Source organism: Rhizobium ecuadorense (genome assembly GCF_001187535.1).
Taxonomy (GTDB): Bacteria; Pseudomonadota; Alphaproteobacteria; order Rhizobiales; family Rhizobiaceae; genus Rhizobium; species Rhizobium ecuadorense.
Genome location: NZ_LFIO01001164.1, coordinates 14198 through 33014 on the forward strand (window position 1 = coordinate 14198; position 18817 = coordinate 33014).

The window sequence follows — 18817 nt, forward strand, 5'->3', positions numbered from 1 at the left end:
GACCAAAGGATCCGCCGTCGCGGCCACTGCGCCCGCGTTCGGTCCAGCGCGCCGACCTGAAGCCGGGGTGCGGTGATGGAGACGCTCAACCTCGCTCTCTTTGCCGTCGAAGCCATCGCTTATTTCGCGCTGATGGTGACGCTTCTGCATTTCCGTCATCGGCTCGGTCTCGGGGTTTTCCTGACGGCGCTCGGCGTCATGCATTTCATGGAGACCTATCTGGCGGCGGTCTTCTATATCGCGCTGCCGTTCGGCGATGTGTCGCCGGGCTCATCGGTCTTCTTCTCCGGCAAGCTGATGATGATCCTGATGCTTTACCTGCAGGAGGATGCCGCGACGGTCCGCCAGCCGATCTACGGCCTGTTCCTCGGCAATCTGCTGACCGTCGGCATTGCCTGGGTGCTGCAGCTGCACCTGCCGCTGCAGATGTCGCCCGACCACACGCCCGACGTCGATTTCCTCCAGGAGATGGGCTGGCTGATGGTCTGGGGCACGGCACTGCTCTATGTCGATTCGCTCGGCATCATTCTGCTTTACGAAAAACTCGGGGATTTCTTCCGCCGCCGCGTCGTCCTGCGTTTCCTGATTTCGGGCTTCGTGCTGCTGACCTTCGACCAGATCGGTTTCTTCGCCGCGCTGCATTATTTCCTGGATGTGCCGATCGCCGCATTCTGGGCAGGCTGGAAGGCGAAAATGCTTGCCGTCTGCCTCTATGCGGCAATGTTCGCGATCTACGAATATCGTATTCGCCGGGGCGGGGTTGCCGTGTCCGCACGCTCGATCAGCGACGTCTTCGGCGACCTGACCTTCCGCGAGCGCTACAACGATCTTCTGGAGCGCACCGGCCGCGACATGCTCACCGGCGTCTACGATCGCACGCGCATGGAACTGGAAGCACCGCTGATGCTGCGCGAGGCATTGAGGCAGGGGCTGTCCGCCACCATCCTGATTATCGACGCCGATCACTTCAAGGATGTCAATGACGGCTACGGCCATCTCCAGGGCGACGAGGTGCTGAAGGCGATCGCCACCCGGTTAGGCACGACCTTGCGTTCGAGCGACCGCGTCTTCCGCTTCGGCGGCGAGGAATTCGTTGCCGTTTGTCCGGGCACCGACCACGAGGAAGGTTTGCTGCTTGCCGAACGCTTGCGTTGGACGATCGCCACCAGCGTCAAGACGCCGGACGACAGACCGGTCACGGTCAGCATCGGTGTCGCGACCGCCGACGAGGACGGCGTCGATTTCACCGCGGTGCTGGCGGCCGCCGACGGCAGGCTCTATGCGGCCAAGAAGAGCGGCCGCAACTGTGTCGTCGGCCGCTCCGGTGTCGTGAAACTCGGTTGAGCCGATCAGCGCAGCAGGTCGGTTGCCGGTGTTTGCGATGTTGGGGAAGCGCAAACAGCGGATGCAGATGTCATTGATTTTCAATGGCTTATCAGTACCATAAAAACGGCTTGTTAGCATAACGCAAACGTGATCTCCATTGCCGCAACGGATGAGCTTTCCTGCGAGGGGCGTGGAGACATGAGTGATGCAGTTGCACGGACGAAGGTCGATGGCGGCGAGTTTGCCGTCTTGTGTATCGGAGGATTTCTTCTTTCGATCGCCTATGGCGTGACCTTTCTGATCCCGGTGCTGGTCGGTCAGCGCGGCGGCAACGAGGCGCTCGCCGGCCTGATCATCTCGGCGGCAACCATCAGCACGGTCATTCTGGTGATCCTCTCCGGCCACATCGCCGATGCCATCGGCTCTGCGCGGGCGGTGGCGATTTCCGGGCTGTTTCTGGCGGCATCGGGGCTGGGATTTGCCATGGTGCCCGCAGCCGGGCTCAGCCTGATGACCGTCGGTTTCGTTCTCGGCATCGGCTGGGGTACCTTCTATGCGCTCGGCCCCATCCTGGTCGCCGCGATCACCGAGCCCGAGCACCGGATCCGGTTCTTTGCCCTGCTTTCGGGATCGATGATGTCGGGCATCGGCGCCGGCCCGATAATTGGCCGCATTGTCACCGGCTGGTCCCTGCCGATCGAAACCGCCTTCGCCTTTGCGTTCCTCTCCAGTCTCGCCGGCGGCGCGCTTTATTTCCTGCTCCATGTCAGGCTGACCTCTGCCGGCAAGATCCTGCCGCATGTCAACAAGATCTCCTTTGCCGCAGCGCGTCAGGTGATCGGTTCGCGGGCGATCTATTCCATCGCCATGGTCGGCATCGGCGGCGCGATCTTCGGCGGGCTGTCCAGCTTTCAGACCAGCTATGCCAAGGCGCACGGTTTCGATTATTCGCTGTTCTTCATCGGTTTCATGTCCGCCGCCATCCTCAGCCGGCTGTTCGTGGCGGGCTATGTGGTCAAGAAGGATCCGTTCTATGCGCTTCTGGTGCTGACGAGCCTGACGCTCGCCTCCATCCTGCTGTTCCTGGTGGTGACTTCAAGTCAGTTGGCCTATCTCGGAGCGGCTGCGATGCTGGGGCTGGGCTACGGCCTGACCTATTCCGTCATCAATGGCCTTGCCGCAAATGAGGCGCCCACAGGCCTTATGCCGCAATCGCTTCTCCTGTTCTCGCTGTCCTATTTCATCGGTGTCTTCGGCTTTCCGCTGATCGCCGGCAACCTGATCGTTTCCTCTGGTATCCAGGCCATGCTGCATGTCCTGCTGCTGCTTGCCGTCGCCAATCTGGCAATCGTCCTGTTTCGTGTTGTCCACCGCGTCCGGAACCGCTGAGCGAGGCCGGGCAAGGTCGACTTGCCCAGCCTCGCTGGTTACGCGGCGCGGAAGATCTTGGCGCCGGACGGGGCGCTCGTCATGCCGCCGTCGACGGTGATCTCGATGCCGGTGACATTGGACGAGTCATCCGAGGCCAGATAGAGCGCCGCCTTGGCGATTTCGTCGGCTTCGCTCATGCGGCCGAGCGGGCTCATGCCGCCGATGCGGGCTTCGAGCGCCGACATCGCATCTTCCGTCTGGGCCATCGGCGACCAGATCGGCGTCTTCGTGCCGCCGGGTGTCACCTGATTGACGCGGATACCGCGCGGCGCGAGTTCGGAGGCCATATTGCGCGTCATCGCCCGAACCGCGGCCTTGGTCGCCGCATAGGCCGACCAGCCGGGAGCGCCGAGCACGGCATGCACCGAACCGTTGAGGATGACCGAAGCGCCGTCGCTGAGATGCGGCAGGGCCGATTGCACGGTGAAGAAGACGGCGGTGAGATTGGTGCTGATGATCTGATTGAACTGTTCCGGCGACGTGTCACCGAGCGGTGTGGCACCGCCGATGCCGGCATTGGCGAAGACGATGCCGAACTTGCCGACCTCTGCTGCGGCTTCCGCAAAGGCCTTCTCGGTGGCGGCGGCATCGGTGACATCGACCTTCAGCGCCAGCACGCCGGCGCCTAGCGCCTTTTCGGCGGCCGCGAGCGTTTCCGGGTTACGGCCGGTGATGACGACTTTAGCACCCTCGTCGATGAAGACCCTGGCCGTCGCAAGACCGATGCCGCTGTTGCCGCCGGTGATCAGAGCAACCTTGTTTTGTAGACGCATGATTCATGCTCCTCTTGGAATTGGCAACGATCTGGATTATGATCGTTATCTATAAGGATTATGTTTGTAATCCACATAAGTCAAGAGGCACCGATGGGGCGTTCGCAGCTGGAAAAACAGAAGACGCATGAGAAGATCGTGGAGACCGCATCCAGGCGGCTGCGCGAAGCGGGACTCGACGGTATCGGCGTTGCCGACCTGATGAAGGAGGCCGGGCTGACCGTCGGCGGCTTCTACAAGCACTTCGCCTCCCGTGACGATCTGGTCGCCGAGGCGATCCAGTCTGCCTTCGATTCATGGGGACACAAGCTGCAGGCCGAGGGCGTGGACCCGGCAAAGATGACGGCTGCCGATATCGCCGATCGTTATGTCAGCACCTATCACCGCGACAATCCCGGCGAGGGCTGCCCTTTTGCGGCGCTGACCTCCGATATCTCACGCAGCGGCGAGAAGGCGCGAGCGATCGCGACGGACGGACTGAGGCGTAATTTCGCGGGATTGGCGAGCAAAGCCGCAGGAGTGGATGAAGGGGAAAGACGACGCAAGGCGATCATGGCCTTCGCGATGATGGCCGGCGGCGTCGGCCTTGCCAGGATTTCCTCCGATGAGGCGCTGTCCGCCGAAATCCTCGAGACGATCCGGGATTTTGTCACCGCTATCGACAAATGACAAACGGCCGGCGAAGGGCCGGCCGTTGCATTACACCTAAGCGTTTGACAGCCGATCAGGCGGCCAGCGCGATTTCCTGGACGCGCGACTTGGCGGCGTCGATGGCCTTTTCGGCAGCTTCAGGACCGAAGGCGAGGCCTTCGACGTAAATGGTCTCGATATCGCTGATGCCGAGGAAGCCGAGAACCGACTTCAGATACGGTACGGCATGGTTCAACGGGGCAGCCGGGCCCTGCGAGTAGACGCCGCCCGAGGTGAGCACCACGTAAACCTTCTTGCCGGTGAGCAGGCCGACCGGGCCGCTTTCGGTGTACTTGAACGTCACGCCCGCGCGGGCGACGTTGTCGATCCAGGTCTTCAGCGACGAATAGATATTGAAATTGATGAGGCCGGTGCTGATGACGATCGTATCGGCGGCAAAGAGTTCGTTGACCAGTTCGTCGGAGGTCTTGACGGCGGCGACTTCTTCGGCGGTGCGGGCTTCGGCCGGCTTGCGGATGGCGCCGGTGAAGAGGTCATCGATATGCGGCAGCGGGTTGGCGGCGAGGTCGCGGCGAACGAGGACGCTGCCCGGATTCTGGTTCTTCAGCTTTTCGGCGAGTTCGACGGCGATCGGCGTCGAGAGCGATTCGGCACGCGGGCTGGACGTCAGAAGAAGGATGGACGACATGGTGCATTTCCTTTCGAATTGGATTTGACGGCCCGTTGCTGGGAGGTGAGCCGCAGTCTCGAAATGGAAAATAGGTCTGGCCCGCTATCGAAAAAACGGTGATAATGTCGATCGAAACTATCGATGGAATGGATGGATATGCTTCCGAACCCGACTTTGGACCAATTGCAGGTGTTTCTGACCGTCGCCGAGACCGGCAGCTTTTCGGCCGCGTCGCGGGCGCTGAACCGGGCGCAATCGGTCGTCAGCTATACGATCGCCAATCTGGAAGCGCAGCTTGAAATGCCGCTTTTCGAGCGCTCCGGCGCCCGACAGCCGAAGCTGACGGAGGCGGGCAAGGCGATGCTGGAGGATGCGCGCCGTATCCTCGGCGACCTGCAGGTCATGCGGGCGCGCGTCAAGAGCCTGAAGGAAGGGTTGGAAGCGGAGGTCTCCGTCGCCATCAGCGTCATGGTGCCGTCAAAGGCGGTGGTCGACGTGCTCCACGAATTCCGCGAGATATTCCCGTCCGTTGCGTTGAACCTCAATGTCGGCGAGCTCGGAATGGTCATGGATCTGGTCATGAGCGGCAAGGCGACGATCGGGATCGGCGGCGCCGTGCTGAAGCAGGACGATTCGGTCGTCACCGAGCGGATCGGCCATTCCTTCATGATGCCCGTTGCCGCGCGCAACCACCCGCTAGCCCAAATTGACCGGCCGCTGACGCTCGGCGACGTGCGCGAGGACGTGCAGCTCGTCGTCACCGATGCGTCCGGCCTGACGAAGGGGCGCGATTTCAACGTTCTGTCCTACAAGACATGGCGCGTCAGCGATATCGCGACGAAGCATCAACTGATCAAGGCCGGCCTTGGCTGGGGCGGCCTTCCGGCGTCGCTCATCCATGACGATCTCTTAAGCGGCGCGCTCGTTCACCTCGATCTGGATGCCTACGAACAGGGGGAGTATCCGATCTATTCGATGCGCCGGCTCGCCAATCCGCCCGGACCTGCCGCCACCTGGATGATCGACGCCTTCCGCACCCGGCTTACCCATTGCCCGAGCCAGGCAGATTTCCACGCCCGGATCGCGGAACTGCGCGAACCCGCAATCCCGCTCGCCGCAGAATAAGGCATGTCGCGCAAAAGTGTGCAGCGGTTTTCCCAGGCAAAGCGCGAAGCGCTTTTGCCGCACCGACATGCGCAAGATAAAAGAGCTAAAGCGCAAACCGCGAATCTGAAAGATCGCGACGCGCTTTAGGGAAGGCGCGGCTGCCGCGCCTTCCTCGATCTGCTCTTAGAGAACCAGTCTGAACTTCGAGAAGCCGTCAGCACCATCGCCGGCATCCTCGATCTTGACGCTCTTGACCGCAGCCAGAAACTGCTTTGCCTTCGGGCCGCTTTCGAATGTGACCGTCGTGCCCGGCAGCGGCTTGAAGGTCCAGTTCGCATCGGCCGAAGGATTGATCGTGCCCTGGTCATGGACATAGCGGACGATGACGTCGCGGTTGGTGTCCGGCGCCTGGAAGATCACCTTGTCGGCAGCGATCTCCGGGAAACTGCCGCCGCCGCCGGCCCGGTAATTGTTGGTGACGACGACGAATTTCTGCGTCGGGTCGATCGGCTTGCCGTCGAAGACTAGATTCTGGATGCGGTTGGCATCCGGATTGATCGCTTTGCCTGAGGAATCATATTTCGGCGGCTGCGACAGGTCGATCTGGTAGGTCACGCCGTCGATCACGTCGAAATTATAGGACGGGAAGTCGCTGTTGAGCAGCGCCGCGTCCTTCGCGCCGGCGTCGATGTGATTGAACATGCCGGCCGACATTTCCAGCCAGTTTTTCACCTGGGCGCCAGTGATGGCAACGGCCTGCACCGTATTCGGGTAGAGATAGAGGTCCGCGACGTTCTTAATGGCGATATCGCCGGCCGGGACGTCGGTATAATAGTCGGCGCCGCCACGGCCGCCGGCCTTGAACGGGGCCGCCGCCGAAAGTACCGGCAGATCCTTGAACGCGGTGTCGGCCAGCATCTGCTTGATGTACCAGGTCTGGGCCTGGCTGACGACCTGCACGGAAGGATCGTCGGCGACGAGCGCGAAGTAGGAATAGAGCGGCGCCGAGGTCTTGCCGACGGGGGTGCGGACATAGGCGAGCGTCGCCTCGTGCTCCGACTTGGCGGCTTCGACCACGTCCTTCTTGTCGGCGTAATCGGCAACCACCTTCTTCTTGTCGTCGCGATGGTAGATCGGCCGTGCTTCCGCGGTGAAATCGACGATCTTCCAGCTGTTGCCGTCCTTTTCGAGCAGCAGGTCGATCAGGCCGAGATGCGAACCCCAGAAGCCGGCCATCACGGCGGGTTTGCCATGCAGCGTACCTTTGACCGGATCGGCATTGGCAATGCCGTCCCAGCTCTTCGGGCCGGGGAAGACGAGATGCTGGTGGCCGGTGAAGATCGCGTCGATCCCGTCGACAGCGGCAAGATGCAGCGAGGCGTTTTCCATCTTTTCGGACGGCGCGGCGCCGTCGATGCCGGAATGGGAGAGCGCGATGACGATATCGGCGCCAGCTTCCTTCATCGCCGGAACCCAGGCCTTGGCGGCTTCGACGATATCGCGCGTCTGCGCCTTGCCCTCGAGGTTCTTGATGTCCCAGAGCATGATCTGCGGCGGCACGAAGCCGATGAAGCCGATCTTGACCGGGCTCTCCTTGCCGGCGCCGTCCTTGATCTGTTTTTCCACGATGATGTAGGGCTTGAAGAAGAGATCGTCCTGCTTCGGATCCGAGGCGAGCTGGCCCTTGGTCAGGTTGGCGCAGACGAAGGGAAAGTTTGCGCCTGACAGGACCTTGAACATGAAGTCGAGGCCATAATTGAACTCGTGATTGCCGAGCGTCCCGACAGTGTAGCCGAGCGTGTTCATCGCCTTGATCACGGGATGGACGTCGCCGTCCTTCATGCCGTGCTGATAGGCCATGTAGTCGCCCATCGGATTGCCCTGCAGCACGTCGCCATTGTCGATCAGCAGCGAGTTGACGGCCTCTGCGCGGATATTGTCGATGATCGTTCCGGTGCGCGACAGTCCCATCGTGTCGTTCGGCTTGTCGGCATAATAATCATAGGGGAAGACGTTGACGTGAATATCCGTCGTTTCCATCAGACGGAGATGGGCCTGGTTGGCGCTGGCGCGCGCGCTGAAAGGGTGCAGCAGCACCAGGGCGGAGGTGGCGGCAAGCCCGCCGAGCAGAGAACGGCGGCTCATGACGCCAACGTCGAAAATGGAAGACATCGAAACTCTCCTATAGGGATCATGCATCGTCCGGCCCGTCAGAATTAGGACGATTTGGCAAGGAGTACACATCAAAAATGACAGGACGGCAAAACAATCCGCCGTGGACGCGGCATGGCTGCGAAATGCAATTCATGCTGCAGTCGGGCCGCCGGGGACAGGATCAATTATAGGGTCAGCGCCATACTGCCGCAGCCGGGGCGAGGTCGATCTGGACGTCAACGTCGGCCGCTGCGACCGGAACGATCTCAGTCGCATCTTCGCCGCGAAGGCGGTCAGCGTGACGGTTTCGGCGTCGACGTTGCCAAATGAGGTGGGCGGTCGCCGCTGGTCGCGGCCCTAAGCTGACGCACCGCCAGCACCGGCCGTATCTCTTTATGAAAAAAGCGAAAATAGGAGGAGACCTGTGCCCGCGCATTCGAATTCACATCGAACTGGATGCCGATGCGGCCGTTGTGCTTCCAGCGGATGATGCCTTCCAGCAGCCCGATATTTTCAGCCTCGATGCGCACCTTGCTGCCGGAAGCGGCATGGAGCGGCGTCTTCGTCTCCAGCGCGGCGCCGGTTGCCGACAGGTTAAGGATGCGGACATCCACCTCGCTATTCAGATATTTGACGCTGCCGAAGACGCGACAGTTTTTCCGGTCGGCCTTGCGGGCTGTAATTTTCAAATTGTGGCTCATATGTTCTCCATCGAATATAATGGGGAGCATAGCGCACGAAAATTGAAATGGTTTTAGGGGCTTGGCTAAAATTGCAGTGAAATCATCACCTACCCGCGGCCGTCCTGCGGCCCACCACATGTTCGCGCCAAATGGTGAAGATGCCGGCGCAAACGACGATGATCGAGCCGATGATCGTGTTGATACTGAGCGTTTCGTCATAGATCGTCACACCGATGATCGAGGCGTAGACCAGTGACAAATAGGTCAGCGGCTGGACCGCGGCGGCATCGAGGAGATCGTAGGCGCGGATCAGGAAGTAGTGGCTGGAAATGCTGGTCACGCAGACCAGCGCCATCCAGCCCCAGTCTCCCGGCGACATGGAGCTCCAGTAGAAGGGGCCAATGATGCTCATCGTGATGCCGCCGATGACGCCGGTATAGAAGAAGCTGGTCATCGACGAGTCGTCACGGCTGACGAGACGCGTGGCGATGACATAGAAGGCGAAGTTGAAGCAGGAAATAATGGCCAGAAGCAGCTTCACATCGAAAAACTCGCCTTCCGGCTTCAGAATCAGCAGCACTCCGAAAAGCCCGGCGCCAATTGCCATCCATCGTCTCCAGCCGACCCGCTCGCCGAGGATCGGCATCGACAGCAGCGCGATCAGGATCGGCGTCGCGGAAAAGATCGCTTGTGAGCGGGCAAGGCCGATCACGGCAAAACAAGTGATGGCCAAAACCACCTGAACGGCAAGCAGCACGCCGCGCACGACCTGAAGAAGCGGGCGTTTGGTGCGGGCCGTCGTCTTAAGGCCGCCGCGCATCTTCGAAGCGAGGATGATCGTGAACAGCGCGAAGGCCCAGTAGCGGATCATCGTCACGAAGATCGGCGGGTAGGTGGACGCCAGATGTTTCGAGATGGCATCCTGAAGAGAGAAGATGGTGATCGCCAGCAGAGCGAAAATATAACCGTGGGTCTTCGATGTCATGATATGCCGTTGAGCGGAAAACACCGAAAGTCTGGTCAGGCTTTCGGCACATATGCAAGGGCTCAAAGCCCGACATTCGGCTTGTCGATGATCTCTCTGAGGGCAAAGCTCGAATTAATCTTGACGACGTGGGGCAGGGCCGACAGCCAGTCGCGGTGGATGCGTTCATAATCCTCGAGATCGCGGGCAGCGACCCTGAGAATATAGTCGTATTCGCCCGACATCAGATAACAGACGAGCACGTTCGGGCACAGCTTCACCGCCGCCTCGAATTCCGCCAGCGTCTTGGCGAACTGGCCCGACAGCGAGATATGCACGATGGCAATCATCTTGTAGTCGAGCGCCTTGTGCGAAAGCCGCGCATGATAGCCGCCGATGACGCCGCTTCTCTCCAGAATGTCGAGCCGGCGCGAACAGGCCGAAGGCGACAGGCCGATCCGCTCGGCAAGCTCGGCATTGGTGATGCGGGCATTGGCCTGCAAAGTCCGGAGAATCGCAAGATCGATGGTATCGAGATCAGCCATTCGAATAACCTTCGAATTGAGAGGCATTGAGCGCAATAATCACCGAAAAATCACCTATTGGCAAATCGTCTTTGCAAGGACATTTCACTGCCTTGATGGTTGGATTCCTCATCCGAAAAATCCGCGGCCGCGGAGATAAAATGAGAGGAACGCCAATGCGTGTCGGTTGCCCGAAGGAAATCAAGAATCATGAATATCGCGTCGGCCTGACGCCGGCTTCGGTGCGCGAATACGTCGCCCATGGCCATGAGGTCTGGGTGGAGACGAAGGCGGGTGCCGGCATCGGCGCCGATGACGCCGCTTATGCCGCGGCTGGCGCGAAAATCGCCGCCTCCGCCAAGGATATCTTTGAAAAATGCGATATGATCGTCAAGGTGAAGGAGCCGCAGCCCTCCGAATGGGCGCAACTGCGCGACGGTCAGCTTCTCTATACCTATCTGCATCTGGCGCCCGATCCGGAACAGACCAAGGGTCTGATCGCCTCCGGCGTCACCGCGATCGCCTATGAGACGGTGACCGACGAGCGCGGCGGCCTGCCGCTGCTGGCGCCGATGTCGGAAGTCGCCGGCCGCCTGTCGATCCAGGCTGGCGCGACGGCGCTGCAGAAGGCTAATGGCGGCCTCGGCGTCCTGCTCGGCGGCGTGCCCGGCGTGCTGCCGGCCAAGGTTGCGGTCATCGGCGGCGGCGTCGTCGGCCTGCATGCCGCTCGGATGGCCGCCGGCCTTGGCGCCGATGTCAGCATTCTCGACCGGTCGCTGCCGCGCCTGCGCCAGCTCGATGATATCTTTGCCGGCCGCATCCACACCCGTTATTCCAGCATCCAGGCGCTGGAGGAGGAGGTCTTCTCGGCCGATCTCATCATCGGCGCCGTGCTGATCCCCGGTGCTGCCGCGCCGAAACTCGTCACCCGCGAAATGCTGTCGGGCATGAAAAAGGGCGCTGTCGTCGTCGACGTCGCCATCGACCAGGGCGGCTGCTTCGAGACCTCGCATGCGACGACCCATTCCGACCCGACCTACGAGGTCGAGGGCGTCGTGCATTATTGCGTCGCCAACATGCCGGGCGCTGTCCCCGTCACCTCGGCGCATGCGCTGAACAATGCGACGCTCGTCCACGGCCTGGCGCTTGCCGATCGCGGCCTGCGCGCCATTGCCGAAGACAAGCACCTGAGGAACGGCCTCAATGTGCATAAGGGCCGCATCACCAACAGGCCGGTGGCCGAGGCGCTCGGCTACGAGGCCTTCGCGCCGGAAAGCGTGCTGAACGTAGCGTAAGCTGCCTGACTCATGGTTAGGCGAGGGCGCCGGTCTCCGCAAGGGCCGGCGCCCTTACCTTGTCGATCCGGCACTGGAAGCAGTTGTTGCGCGCCGAGCGCACATGCACGTAGGCAATCTCAGGCCGCGCCAGCAATGTCTGGGCATAGGCCGGAATATCGGCGATCTCGGTCACCGCGCCGGTGCCGTAGACGATGCGGTCGTTCTCGCCATAGCCGCGGACGATGAAGTCCGGGCTCATCGTCAGCATCGGCGGCTGGACCTCCTCGGCGGCGTAACGCCGGCAGGGCTGCTTGTGCAGGAAAATCGGCCCGGTCTCGGCATAGGGCTGCAGAGCCGGGAAGGGCCGGTAGGCGAAAACCAGAAACTCGTCGCCCTCTTCGATATTCTGCAGGCAATGGCGGCAAGGGTTGCCGTCACCGTCCGATATAATCGTCTCGGGAAGATTATCATAGGCGTCGCGACCGCCGTTCCAGAGGGCTCTAGCATCGGCGGTCGGCATGGCGGAAAAACGAATGGCGGTCATGGCAAATCTCCTGTGATCGCCATGAAATTGCGCCCGGACCCTTGCCCAAGCCACCCGTTTCTTGCGCGTTGCCAATTGTCGCCGGCTCATCAACGATTGGTGGAGAATTTCCACCTCTCCTCCCTCATTCCTTTGCTCGTCACAGGAATCCAGTGCGCCCAAGTCCTTGGGTGCGATAGACTTTTTCGGTTATGGTATTGCTTCATTCTCGGCGCGGACGCGCCGTGGCTGGATTCCTGTGACATCCCTCGGGTCAAGCCCGAGGACAGGAATGAGGGTGGCGGGGGCGTCGGAAAAGCAACCCAAACCCTCAGCCTTTCCGTGCCATCTCCAGCAACTCCTTGTCGCTGAGCGGCCGGACAATGCCGGTGCCTGTGGAAACCGGGGAGAAGCCGTACATCTGGTAGAGCTGCAGTGCGCGGGGGTGATCGAGATTGTTCGTTGTGGTGGTGACCCGCTTCGGATTGAGCGACCAGATGGCGTAGAGCGCCTGCAGCAGGAACCATTTGCCGATGCCGAGGCCGAGCGCATGTTCGATCAGGCCGAAATGGCTGAGCTCGATCGTATCCTCGTCCTCACAGAAATATTCGTAAAAGCCGGCCGGCGCGCCGTTCACATAGAGGACGCTGATATTGTTGCGCTTGTCGTTCAGCGTCTGGGCAAGTTGCTCGTCGCTCATCCGCAGCCGGTCCACCCATTGCCAGCGCGCGCCGACCTGCCGGTAGAGATAGCGGTAGAACGGCAGCGGGATCGCAGGCGCGCGCATGATGGCCGTCTGGATATTGACGGGCACCGGCATGCTTGCCTTCGGCGCCGCCGTCATTTCGAGCCGCGTGATGTGAGCTTTCAAAGAAGCAGGTGTCTTCCCCATGGCGATCAGGCTTTGACCGGTGTTGGCGGGCCGGTGACGATGGGCGTATCGTCACGGCTGCCCCATTCGCTCCACGAGCCGTCGTAAAGCTTGTTGTCGTGATGGCCGAGCGATTCCAGCGCCAGCGTGATGATCGCGGCAGTGATGCCCGAGCCGCAGGAGGTGACGACAGGCTTGGAAAGATCGATGCCGGCATCCTCGATCGTCTGGCGCAGTTCGGGCAGCGATTTGAACCGGCCCTGGTTGGCGAAGGAGCCGGAAGGCAGGCTGCGGGCGCCAGGCATATGGCCGGAGCGCATGCCGGCACGCGGCTCGGGCTCGGCAGCAGCGAAGCGGCCGGCGCTGCGGGCATCGGCGATCTGCATCGCGCCGCTCGAGACGATATCGCGCATGCTGTCGAGCGTCACCACGCGGCTCGCGTCGAAATCGGGCGTGAAGACCGCCGGCGCATGGCTGGGCGTCGCGGTTTCAAGCGGCCGGCCTTCGGCCTTCCAGCCGTCTAGACCACCGTCGAGCACGAAAACATTCTTTGCGCCCATCACCCGGAACAGCCACCAGACGCGCGGCGAGGCGAACAGGCCGATGCCGTCATAGACGACGATGCGATCCTTCTCGCTGATGCCGAGCCGGCCGACTTCTGCGGCGAAATAATCGGGCGAGGGGATCGTGTGCGGCAGCGACGTCGAGTGGTCGGCGATCTTGTCCTGGTCGAAGCGGATGGCGCCGGGAATATGGCCGGCCGCATATTCGGCATCGGCATCGCGTTTCTGCGCCGGAAGGTAGAAGGAAGCGTCCAGCACGCGCAGATCCGGTTTGCCGAGTTCGGCCTGCAGCCAATCGGCCGACACGACGAAACGGCTCTTGCTCTCACTCATTATGCTCTCCCTTGATGCTCAGGCGTCGTCGCCGGGCGTGCCGAAGCGGATGCGGAAGCGCCGGTTCTCCTTGCCCTTCTTTTCGATTTTGGCGATATGGATCTGGCCGACTTCCTGTGTCTCGGAGACATGTGTGCCGCCGCAGGGCTGGCTGTCAATCAACGAGTTCTCGCCGATGCAGACGAGGCTGACGCGCCCGAGCCCGATCGGCGGGCGGACATTCTTCGATTTGACGATGTCGGGATTGGCGGCAAGTTCTTCGTCGGTGATCCACTGCAGGTAGACCGGATGGTTCTGACCGACCAGTTCCATCAGGCTGGCCGTAACCTCGTCCTTGTCGATCGTCTCGCTCATGTCGAAATCGACGCGGCTTTCCTCCTCGCCGACGGCAGCCCCGGTGATCGGATAGGAGCAGACGACGGACAGCAGATGGCAGGCCGTGTGCATGCGCATCAGCCTGTAGCGGCGCAGCCAGTCGACATGCAGCACCAACGTCTCGCCAACCACAGGCCGCGGCTCGTTTTCGAGCGGCACGTGGATGACGATATCCTTGCTCGGACCGTGTTTCGTCTGGCCGAGTGCGATCTTGCTGCCGTCGGCGCGTTCCAGCTCGCCGGTGTCACCCGGCTGGCCGCCCGACGTCGCATAGAAGCAGGTCTGGTCGAGTTCAATGCCCCCATCCTCGTGCACGGCGGTGACGACCGCCTCGCATGTCGAGAGATAGAAGTCGTCACGATAAAGGGCATTGACGGGCATGGGGTCTCACGCGGGTTCGTAGGGAACGTCTATCTCGGGCGACTTGGCCATCCAGCCCGGAACGGGCAGTCCCTTCGAGGTCAGGAAATCAGGGTTGAAGAGCTTCGACTGATAGCGGTTGCCGTAATCGCAGAGGATCGTCACCACCGTGTGGCCGGGGCCGAGATCCCGGGCGAGTTTGACCGCGCCGGCAATGTTGATCGCCGTCGAGCCGCCAAGGCACAGGCCCTCGTTTTCGACGAGGTCGAAAAGATAGGGAAGCGCTTCGGCATCGGAGACCCGATAGGAAAAATCGGGGGTGAAGCCTTCCAGATTGGCGGTGATACGGCCCTGGCCGATCCCCTCGGTGATCGAGGAACCCTCGGATTTCAGTGTGCCGTTCTGATAGAACTCATAAAGAGCGGCGCCGTCGGGATCGGCGATGCCGATCTTGATATCCGCCTTGAAAGCCTTGAGGCCGGCTGCGACGCCGGCCAGCGTACCGCCGGACCCGACCGAGCAGATGAAGCCGTCGACCTTGCCGTCGGTATCGTTCCAGATTTCCCGAGCGGTCGTTTCCACATGCGCCTGGCGGTTGGCGACATTGTCGAACTGGTTTGCCCAGATCGCCCCGTTCGGCTCGGTCTTCGCCAGTTGCTCGGCGAGCCGCCCGGATACCTTCACGTAGTTGTTCGGGTTCTTGTAGGGAACGGCGGGCACTTCGACGAGCTCGGCGCCGAGCAGTTTCAGCGCGTCCTTCTTTTCCTGGCTCTGTGTTTCCGGAATGACAATGACGGTGCGGTAGCCGAGCGCCTTGGCGACCAGCGTCAGCCCGATGCCGGTATTTCCGGCCGTGCCTTCGACAATGACGCCGCCGGGCCGAAGCAGCCCCTTCCGCTCTGCGTCGCGGATGATAAAGAGCGCGGCGCGATCCTTCACCGATTGGCCGGGGTTCAGGAACTCCGCCTTGCCGAGGATGGTGCAGCCGGTTGCCGCCGACGCGCCCTTGAGTTTGATCAGGGGCGTATTGCCGATGGCTTCGAGGACGGAAGGGTGGAAGGTCATGGAATCTGCCTCTATTCGAACTCTTACTTTAGGAACGGTCTTTTCCCTTCACAAGGCTGAGTTGGCAAGAAATGCTATTCCACGCCTCTGTCGGGCACGATAAAATTTGGCCTTCGTCCCCCGAAATGACGCATGGCCCGCAATCTGCCGCGCGCGGGGTGATCCGAAGATTGACTTTCCCCGTACGGATGACGACAAAGCGAAAACGGAGCGCGGCAACTGGGCGTGACCGAAACCGGCATGATTGACGAGCAGATCGACACGATCGATGCATTGATGGCGCATTACGTTGCCGGCTCTTTGCCCGAGCCGGCGCGTGTGCTGGTGCGGTCCCATCTCGAAATGAAGCCGGACAATCGCAGCCTGGTGGACAGCCTCGAATTGCTGGCCGGGGAGGCGTTGGAAAGCGCAGGTGAAACCGCCATTGCCGACCGCGACCGGCAGCTTGCTGCAATCTTCTCCTCTGCCGCTCCGGTCGCAGCGCCGCAGGCGGCCAAACGGCCGGACAACGCGCTGTTTCCACAAGCGCTGCGCGATTTCGTCGGATTCGAGGTCGAGGACGTGCCGTGGCGCATGCGGTTGCCCGGCTTCAAGGAATATTGCCTCGAACTCGACGGCTGCGAGGTCAACCTGATGTGGATTCGTCCGGGCCGCGCTTTGCCGGCGCACACCCACAAAGGCATGGAACTGATCCTCATCCTCGACGGCGCCTTCAACGATGAACGCGGCCGTTTCGGCCCAGGTGATATCTCCATTGCCGACGAGACGGTCGACCATCGGCCGGTCGCCGAAAAGGACAGGCCCTGCATCGCCTTTGCCGTTTCGGACGGGCCGGTCAAGCTCACCGGATCCCTTCGTCAGATCATCGGCGACCTGATCGGCTGAAAGCAGCCACAATGGTGTGATAGAGTCATAAATCCGGGAGGAATAGAAACTTCCGGAGCTGTTTTCGTGTTGGTCAGGCAGAACCGGAGGAACATGTCATGCGTGATTTCACCGCCCGTCCCGAGCATGGACTCGTTTGGATCTCCGGTGCGAGTTCCGGCATCGGCCGCGCGCTTGCGCTGAAGCTCGCCGGCGAAGGATACAAGGTCGCCGTCACCGCCCGAAGCCATGAAAAGCTGGTCGAACTGCAGGCCGAGGCCAGCGGCCTTGCCGGCAGCATCGTCGTTCTCGATGGCGACGTCACCGATGCCGAGGACATGGAGCATATCATGGCCTCCATCGAATACGAACACGGCACACTCGCCATGGCGATCCTCAATGCCGGTGTCTATCTGCCGGTTCATGCCGAGGACCTGAACCGCGCCGATTTCGAAAAGAGCTTCGCCGTCAATCTCTCCGGCGTCGTCAATTGTCTGTTGCCGGCGGTCCGCCATATGAAGGCAAAAGGGCAGGGACAGATCGCCATCGTCTCCTCCGTCACCGGTTATGGCGGCCTGCCGACGGGCGCTGCCTACGGTGCCACCAAGGCGGCGCTGATCAATATGGCCGAAAGCCTGAAATTCGATCTCGACAAGATGGGCATCCGTATCCAGCTCATCTGCCCGGGCTTCGTCGACACACCGGCGACGCGGAAGAACGCCTTTCCCATGCCGTCCCTGGTGTCGACCGACGAAGCCGCCCGGCAGATTGCCGCCGGGCTGAAATCGCAGGCCTTCGAGATTTCCTTCCCCAGGCGCTTCACCATGATGCTGAAGCTTGCGCGCATGCTTCCCTACAGCGCCTACTTCATGCTGGTGAATCGCGTGACCGGCTGGCGTGAGCGGCCGTCATCGGCTGGTCGCCATCCGGTGACACCGCATCCGGCGGAATGATCAGCTGCGCGAGAATACGACCTGGCGCACATCGATATTGCGGGCGCGGAAGCCGGCTTCGCAATAGAACAGATAGAATTCCCAGAGCCGCTTGAAACGCTCGTCGAAGCCCATCGGGCGGATGCGCTCCCAGACCGACCAGAAGCGTTCGCGCCATTCGGCAAGCGTGCGGGCATAGTCGAGCCCGAAGCCGAAGTCCCTGACCAGTGACAGGTCGACCTTGCCGGCAAGTTCCGCCAGATGGTTGCGCGTCGGCAGCATGCCGCCGGGAAAGACATATTTCTGGATGAAGTCGGGGTTGCTGCGATACTGGTCGAAGGCCTCCGGCCGGATCGTGATGATCTGCAGGCCGGCCTTGCCGCCCGGCTTCAGACATTGCCGGAGCTTGGAGAAATAGGACGGCCAGTATTTCTCGCCGACCGCTTCGAACATCTCGATCGAGACGATCCGGTCGTAAAGCCCGGTCTCGTCGCGGTAATCCTGGAAGCGGAATTCGACGCGGTCGCCGAGACCGGCCTTGCGGATGCGCTCCTCGGCAAAGGCCAGTTGCTCGCGGCTGATCGTCAGCCCGGTTACCTTGCAGTTCAGTTCGCCTGCTGCAAATTCGGCAAAACCGCCCCAGCCGCAGCCGATCTCCAGCACGTGATCGCCGGGCCTGATGCCGGTCGCCTCGGCGAGCGCGCGGTATTTGGCATTCTGCGCCGATTGCAGGTCGTTGGCCCCGGTGGAATAGAGTGCCGAGGAATAGGTCATGCTCGGATCGAGCCACTGCCTGTAGAAATCATTGCCGAGATCGTAATGGGCGGAAATGTTGCGCTTCGAGCCCGTCTTGGTATTGGTATTCATCCAATGGCGGACGCGCTCGAGCAGGCGGCCAATGCCGCCCTTGCCATTGGAATAGCTGTAGACGGCCTCGCCGTTGATGAGGAAAAGTTCGAGGAAGGCGGCGATGTCGGGACTGTCCCAGTCGCCGTCCATATAGGTTTCGGCAACCCCGATCGTGCCGCTCGTCAGGGCCCGATAGGCAAGGTTCCAGTTGTTGAGGCTGAGAGCCGCCTTCGGCCCGGCCTGCTTGCCCTCGATCAGCAGCCTGCGGCCGTCGGGCAGGGTGACGGCCAGCGAACCGTGCTGCATGCGCAGAAGTCCGCGCAGCGCCAGCTTCGCCTTGAAGGGCAGCCCCTTCACCAGACGGGATATATTTTCGGCCGTCAGCGTCACCGCGTCACGGGCCAGCACATTCCAATCCTGCGCCTTGCTCATCTTTCCTCCTCCAGCATTTTCTTGCCGGTTAGGGACGACGATACATCCGTGACGATGCTCGGGCGGCCTCCGGCCATTGTAGGCAAGGCT

Annotated in this window: 19 protein-coding genes; 7 read left to right on the forward strand and 12 right to left on the reverse strand. The window is 61.5% G+C overall.

What is annotated here, in order from left to right; all coding sequences use genetic code 11:
- Positions 1-72: 72 nt before the first annotated feature.
- Complete coding sequence (locus AF337_RS24765) at positions 73-1344, forward strand: GGDEF domain-containing protein (protein WP_082336856.1); 1272 nt, start codon at positions 73-75, stop codon at positions 1342-1344.
- Positions 1345-1524: 180 nt separating this feature from the next.
- Positions 1525-2715 (forward strand): MFS transporter, encoded by a 1191-nt coding sequence (locus tag AF337_RS24770; RefSeq protein ID WP_049734214.1) that lies wholly within the window; start codon positions 1525-1527, stop codon positions 2713-2715.
- A gap of 38 nt (positions 2716-2753) precedes the next feature.
- Here AF337_RS24770 and AF337_RS24775 read toward each other — a convergent pair whose 3' ends face one another.
- A complete protein-coding gene (locus AF337_RS24775; RefSeq protein WP_049734215.1) occupies positions 2754-3530 on the reverse strand; it encodes an SDR family oxidoreductase in 777 nt (258 codons plus the stop codon).
- A 93-nt stretch (positions 3531-3623) separates the two neighbouring features.
- On the opposite strand from AF337_RS24775, the gene AF337_RS24780 reads away from it, so the two are divergent.
- The gene (locus AF337_RS24780) at positions 3624-4199 is read left to right on the forward strand and encodes a TetR/AcrR family transcriptional regulator (RefSeq protein ID WP_049734216.1); all 576 of its coding nucleotides are present in this window, start codon (positions 3624-3626) and stop codon (positions 4197-4199) included.
- A 55-nt stretch (positions 4200-4254) separates the two neighbouring features.
- On the opposite strand, the gene AF337_RS24785 is transcribed toward AF337_RS24780, so the two are convergent.
- Positions 4255-4869, reverse strand: a complete 615-nt coding sequence (locus AF337_RS24785; RefSeq protein WP_049734217.1) for an FMN-dependent NADH-azoreductase — start codon at positions 4867-4869, stop codon at positions 4255-4257.
- A 138-nt stretch (positions 4870-5007) separates the two neighbouring features.
- On the opposite strand from AF337_RS24785, the gene AF337_RS24790 reads away from it, so the two are divergent.
- Entirely contained in the window at positions 5008-5976 is a 969-nt protein-coding gene (locus AF337_RS24790) for a LysR family transcriptional regulator (protein ID WP_049734309.1), read from the forward strand.
- Positions 5977-6141: 165 nt separating this feature from the next.
- On the opposite strand, the gene AF337_RS24795 is transcribed toward AF337_RS24790, so the two are convergent.
- The 4 genes from AF337_RS24795 to AF337_RS24810 form a co-directional block, all read right to left on the reverse strand.
- Positions 6142-8130 (reverse strand): bifunctional 2',3'-cyclic-nucleotide 2'-phosphodiesterase/3'-nucleotidase, encoded by a 1989-nt coding sequence (locus tag AF337_RS24795; protein WP_049734218.1) that lies wholly within the window; start codon positions 8128-8130, stop codon positions 6142-6144.
- 275 nt (positions 8131-8405) lie between these two features.
- Positions 8406-8813, reverse strand: coding sequence for a PilZ domain-containing protein (locus AF337_RS24800; protein WP_049734219.1), 408 nt, complete (start codon positions 8811-8813; stop codon positions 8406-8408).
- 85 nt (positions 8814-8898) lie between these two features.
- A complete protein-coding gene (locus AF337_RS24805; protein ID WP_049734220.1) occupies positions 8899-9780 on the reverse strand; it encodes a DMT family transporter in 882 nt (293 codons plus the stop codon).
- A 62-nt stretch (positions 9781-9842) separates the two neighbouring features.
- Entirely contained in the window at positions 9843-10304 is a 462-nt protein-coding gene (locus tag AF337_RS24810) for an Lrp/AsnC family transcriptional regulator (protein WP_049734221.1), read from the reverse strand.
- A gap of 155 nt (positions 10305-10459) precedes the next feature.
- Here AF337_RS24810 and ald point away from each other — a divergent pair, with 155 nt between their 5' ends.
- The gene (gene ald, locus AF337_RS24815; protein ID WP_049734222.1) at positions 10460-11578 is read left to right on the forward strand and encodes an alanine dehydrogenase; all 1119 of its coding nucleotides are present in this window, start codon (positions 10460-10462) and stop codon (positions 11576-11578) included.
- Positions 11579-11594: 16 nt separating this feature from the next.
- On the opposite strand, the gene AF337_RS24820 is transcribed toward ald, so the two are convergent.
- From AF337_RS24820 to AF337_RS24840, 5 genes are all read right to left on the reverse strand, one after another.
- Positions 11595-12104 carry a DUF1203 domain-containing protein gene (locus AF337_RS24820; RefSeq protein ID WP_049734223.1) on the reverse strand — a complete coding sequence of 170 codons (510 nt, stop codon included), beginning with the start codon at positions 12102-12104 and terminating at the stop codon, positions 11595-11597.
- A 310-nt stretch (positions 12105-12414) separates the two neighbouring features.
- Positions 12415-12975 carry a GNAT family N-acetyltransferase gene (locus tag AF337_RS24825; protein WP_049734224.1) on the reverse strand — a complete coding sequence of 187 codons (561 nt, stop codon included), beginning with the start codon at positions 12973-12975 and terminating at the stop codon, positions 12415-12417.
- A 5-nt stretch (positions 12976-12980) separates the two neighbouring features.
- On the reverse strand, positions 12981-13850 hold the full coding sequence (sseA, locus tag AF337_RS24830; protein ID WP_049734225.1) for a 3-mercaptopyruvate sulfurtransferase: 870 nt from the start codon (positions 13848-13850) through the stop codon (positions 12981-12983).
- Positions 13851-13868: 18 nt separating this feature from the next.
- On the reverse strand, positions 13869-14606 hold the full coding sequence (locus tag AF337_RS24835; RefSeq protein WP_049734226.1) for an alanyl-tRNA editing protein: 738 nt from the start codon (positions 14604-14606) through the stop codon (positions 13869-13871).
- A 6-nt stretch (positions 14607-14612) separates the two neighbouring features.
- Positions 14613-15650: a cysteine synthase A gene (locus AF337_RS24840; protein ID WP_049734227.1), complete on the reverse strand. Its 1038-nt coding sequence runs from the start codon at positions 15648-15650 to the stop codon at positions 14613-14615.
- Between the two features lie 225 nt (positions 15651-15875).
- Between AF337_RS24840 and AF337_RS24845 the strand changes: the two genes are divergently transcribed.
- Positions 15876-16535 carry a ChrR family anti-sigma-E factor gene (locus AF337_RS24845; RefSeq protein WP_184344233.1) on the forward strand — a complete coding sequence of 220 codons (660 nt, stop codon included), beginning with the start codon at positions 15876-15878 and terminating at the stop codon, positions 16533-16535.
- A gap of 98 nt (positions 16536-16633) precedes the next feature.
- The gene (locus tag AF337_RS24850; protein WP_049734228.1) at positions 16634-17467 is read left to right on the forward strand and encodes an SDR family NAD(P)-dependent oxidoreductase; all 834 of its coding nucleotides are present in this window, start codon (positions 16634-16636) and stop codon (positions 17465-17467) included.
- Here AF337_RS24850 and AF337_RS24855 read toward each other — a convergent pair whose 3' ends face one another.
- A complete protein-coding gene (locus AF337_RS24855; protein ID WP_049734229.1) occupies positions 17468-18727 on the reverse strand; it encodes an SAM-dependent methyltransferase in 1260 nt (419 codons plus the stop codon).
- Positions 18728-18817 lie beyond the last annotated feature (90 nt).

Excerpts from the sequence above, each read along its gene's own strand:
- AF337_RS24770 (WP_049734214.1), top strand. The coding sequence starts at position 1,525 with ATGAGTGATGCAGTTGCACGGACGAAGGTCGATGGCGGCGAGTTTGCC.
- AF337_RS24775 (WP_049734215.1), bottom strand. The coding sequence starts at position 3,530 with ATGCGTCTACAAAACAAGGTTGCTCTGATCACCGGCGGCAACAGCGGC.
- AF337_RS24780 (WP_049734216.1), top strand. The coding sequence starts at position 3,624 with ATGGGGCGTTCGCAGCTGGAAAAACAGAAGACGCATGAGAAGATCGTG.
- AF337_RS24785 (WP_049734217.1), bottom strand. The coding sequence starts at position 4,869 with ATGTCGTCCATCCTTCTTCTGACGTCCAGCCCGCGTGCCGAATCGCTC.
- AF337_RS24790 (WP_049734309.1), top strand. The coding sequence starts at position 5,008 with ATGCTTCCGAACCCGACTTTGGACCAATTGCAGGTGTTTCTGACCGTC.
- AF337_RS24795 (WP_049734218.1), bottom strand. The coding sequence starts at position 8,130 with ATGTCTTCCATTTTCGACGTTGGCGTCATGAGCCGCCGTTCTCTGCTC.
- AF337_RS24800 (WP_049734219.1), bottom strand. The coding sequence starts at position 8,813 with ATGAGCCACAATTTGAAAATTACAGCCCGCAAGGCCGACCGGAAAAAC.
- AF337_RS24805 (WP_049734220.1), bottom strand. The coding sequence starts at position 9,780 with ATGACATCGAAGACCCACGGTTATATTTTCGCTCTGCTGGCGATCACC.
- AF337_RS24810 (WP_049734221.1), bottom strand. The coding sequence starts at position 10,304 with ATGGCTGATCTCGATACCATCGATCTTGCGATTCTCCGGACTTTGCAG.
- ald (WP_049734222.1), top strand. The coding sequence starts at position 10,460 with ATGCGTGTCGGTTGCCCGAAGGAAATCAAGAATCATGAATATCGCGTC.
- AF337_RS24820 (WP_049734223.1), bottom strand. The coding sequence starts at position 12,104 with ATGACCGCCATTCGTTTTTCCGCCATGCCGACCGCCGATGCTAGAGCC.
- AF337_RS24825 (WP_049734224.1), bottom strand. The coding sequence starts at position 12,975 with ATGGGGAAGACACCTGCTTCTTTGAAAGCTCACATCACGCGGCTCGAA.
- sseA (WP_049734225.1), bottom strand. The coding sequence starts at position 13,850 with ATGAGTGAGAGCAAGAGCCGTTTCGTCGTGTCGGCCGATTGGCTGCAG.
- AF337_RS24835 (WP_049734226.1), bottom strand. The coding sequence starts at position 14,606 with ATGCCCGTCAATGCCCTTTATCGTGACGACTTCTATCTCTCGACATGC.
- AF337_RS24840 (WP_049734227.1), bottom strand. The coding sequence starts at position 15,650 with ATGACCTTCCACCCTTCCGTCCTCGAAGCCATCGGCAATACGCCCCTG.
- AF337_RS24850 (WP_049734228.1), top strand. The coding sequence starts at position 16,634 with ATGCGTGATTTCACCGCCCGTCCCGAGCATGGACTCGTTTGGATCTCC.
- AF337_RS24855 (WP_049734229.1), bottom strand. The coding sequence starts at position 18,727 with ATGAGCAAGGCGCAGGATTGGAATGTGCTGGCCCGTGACGCGGTGACG.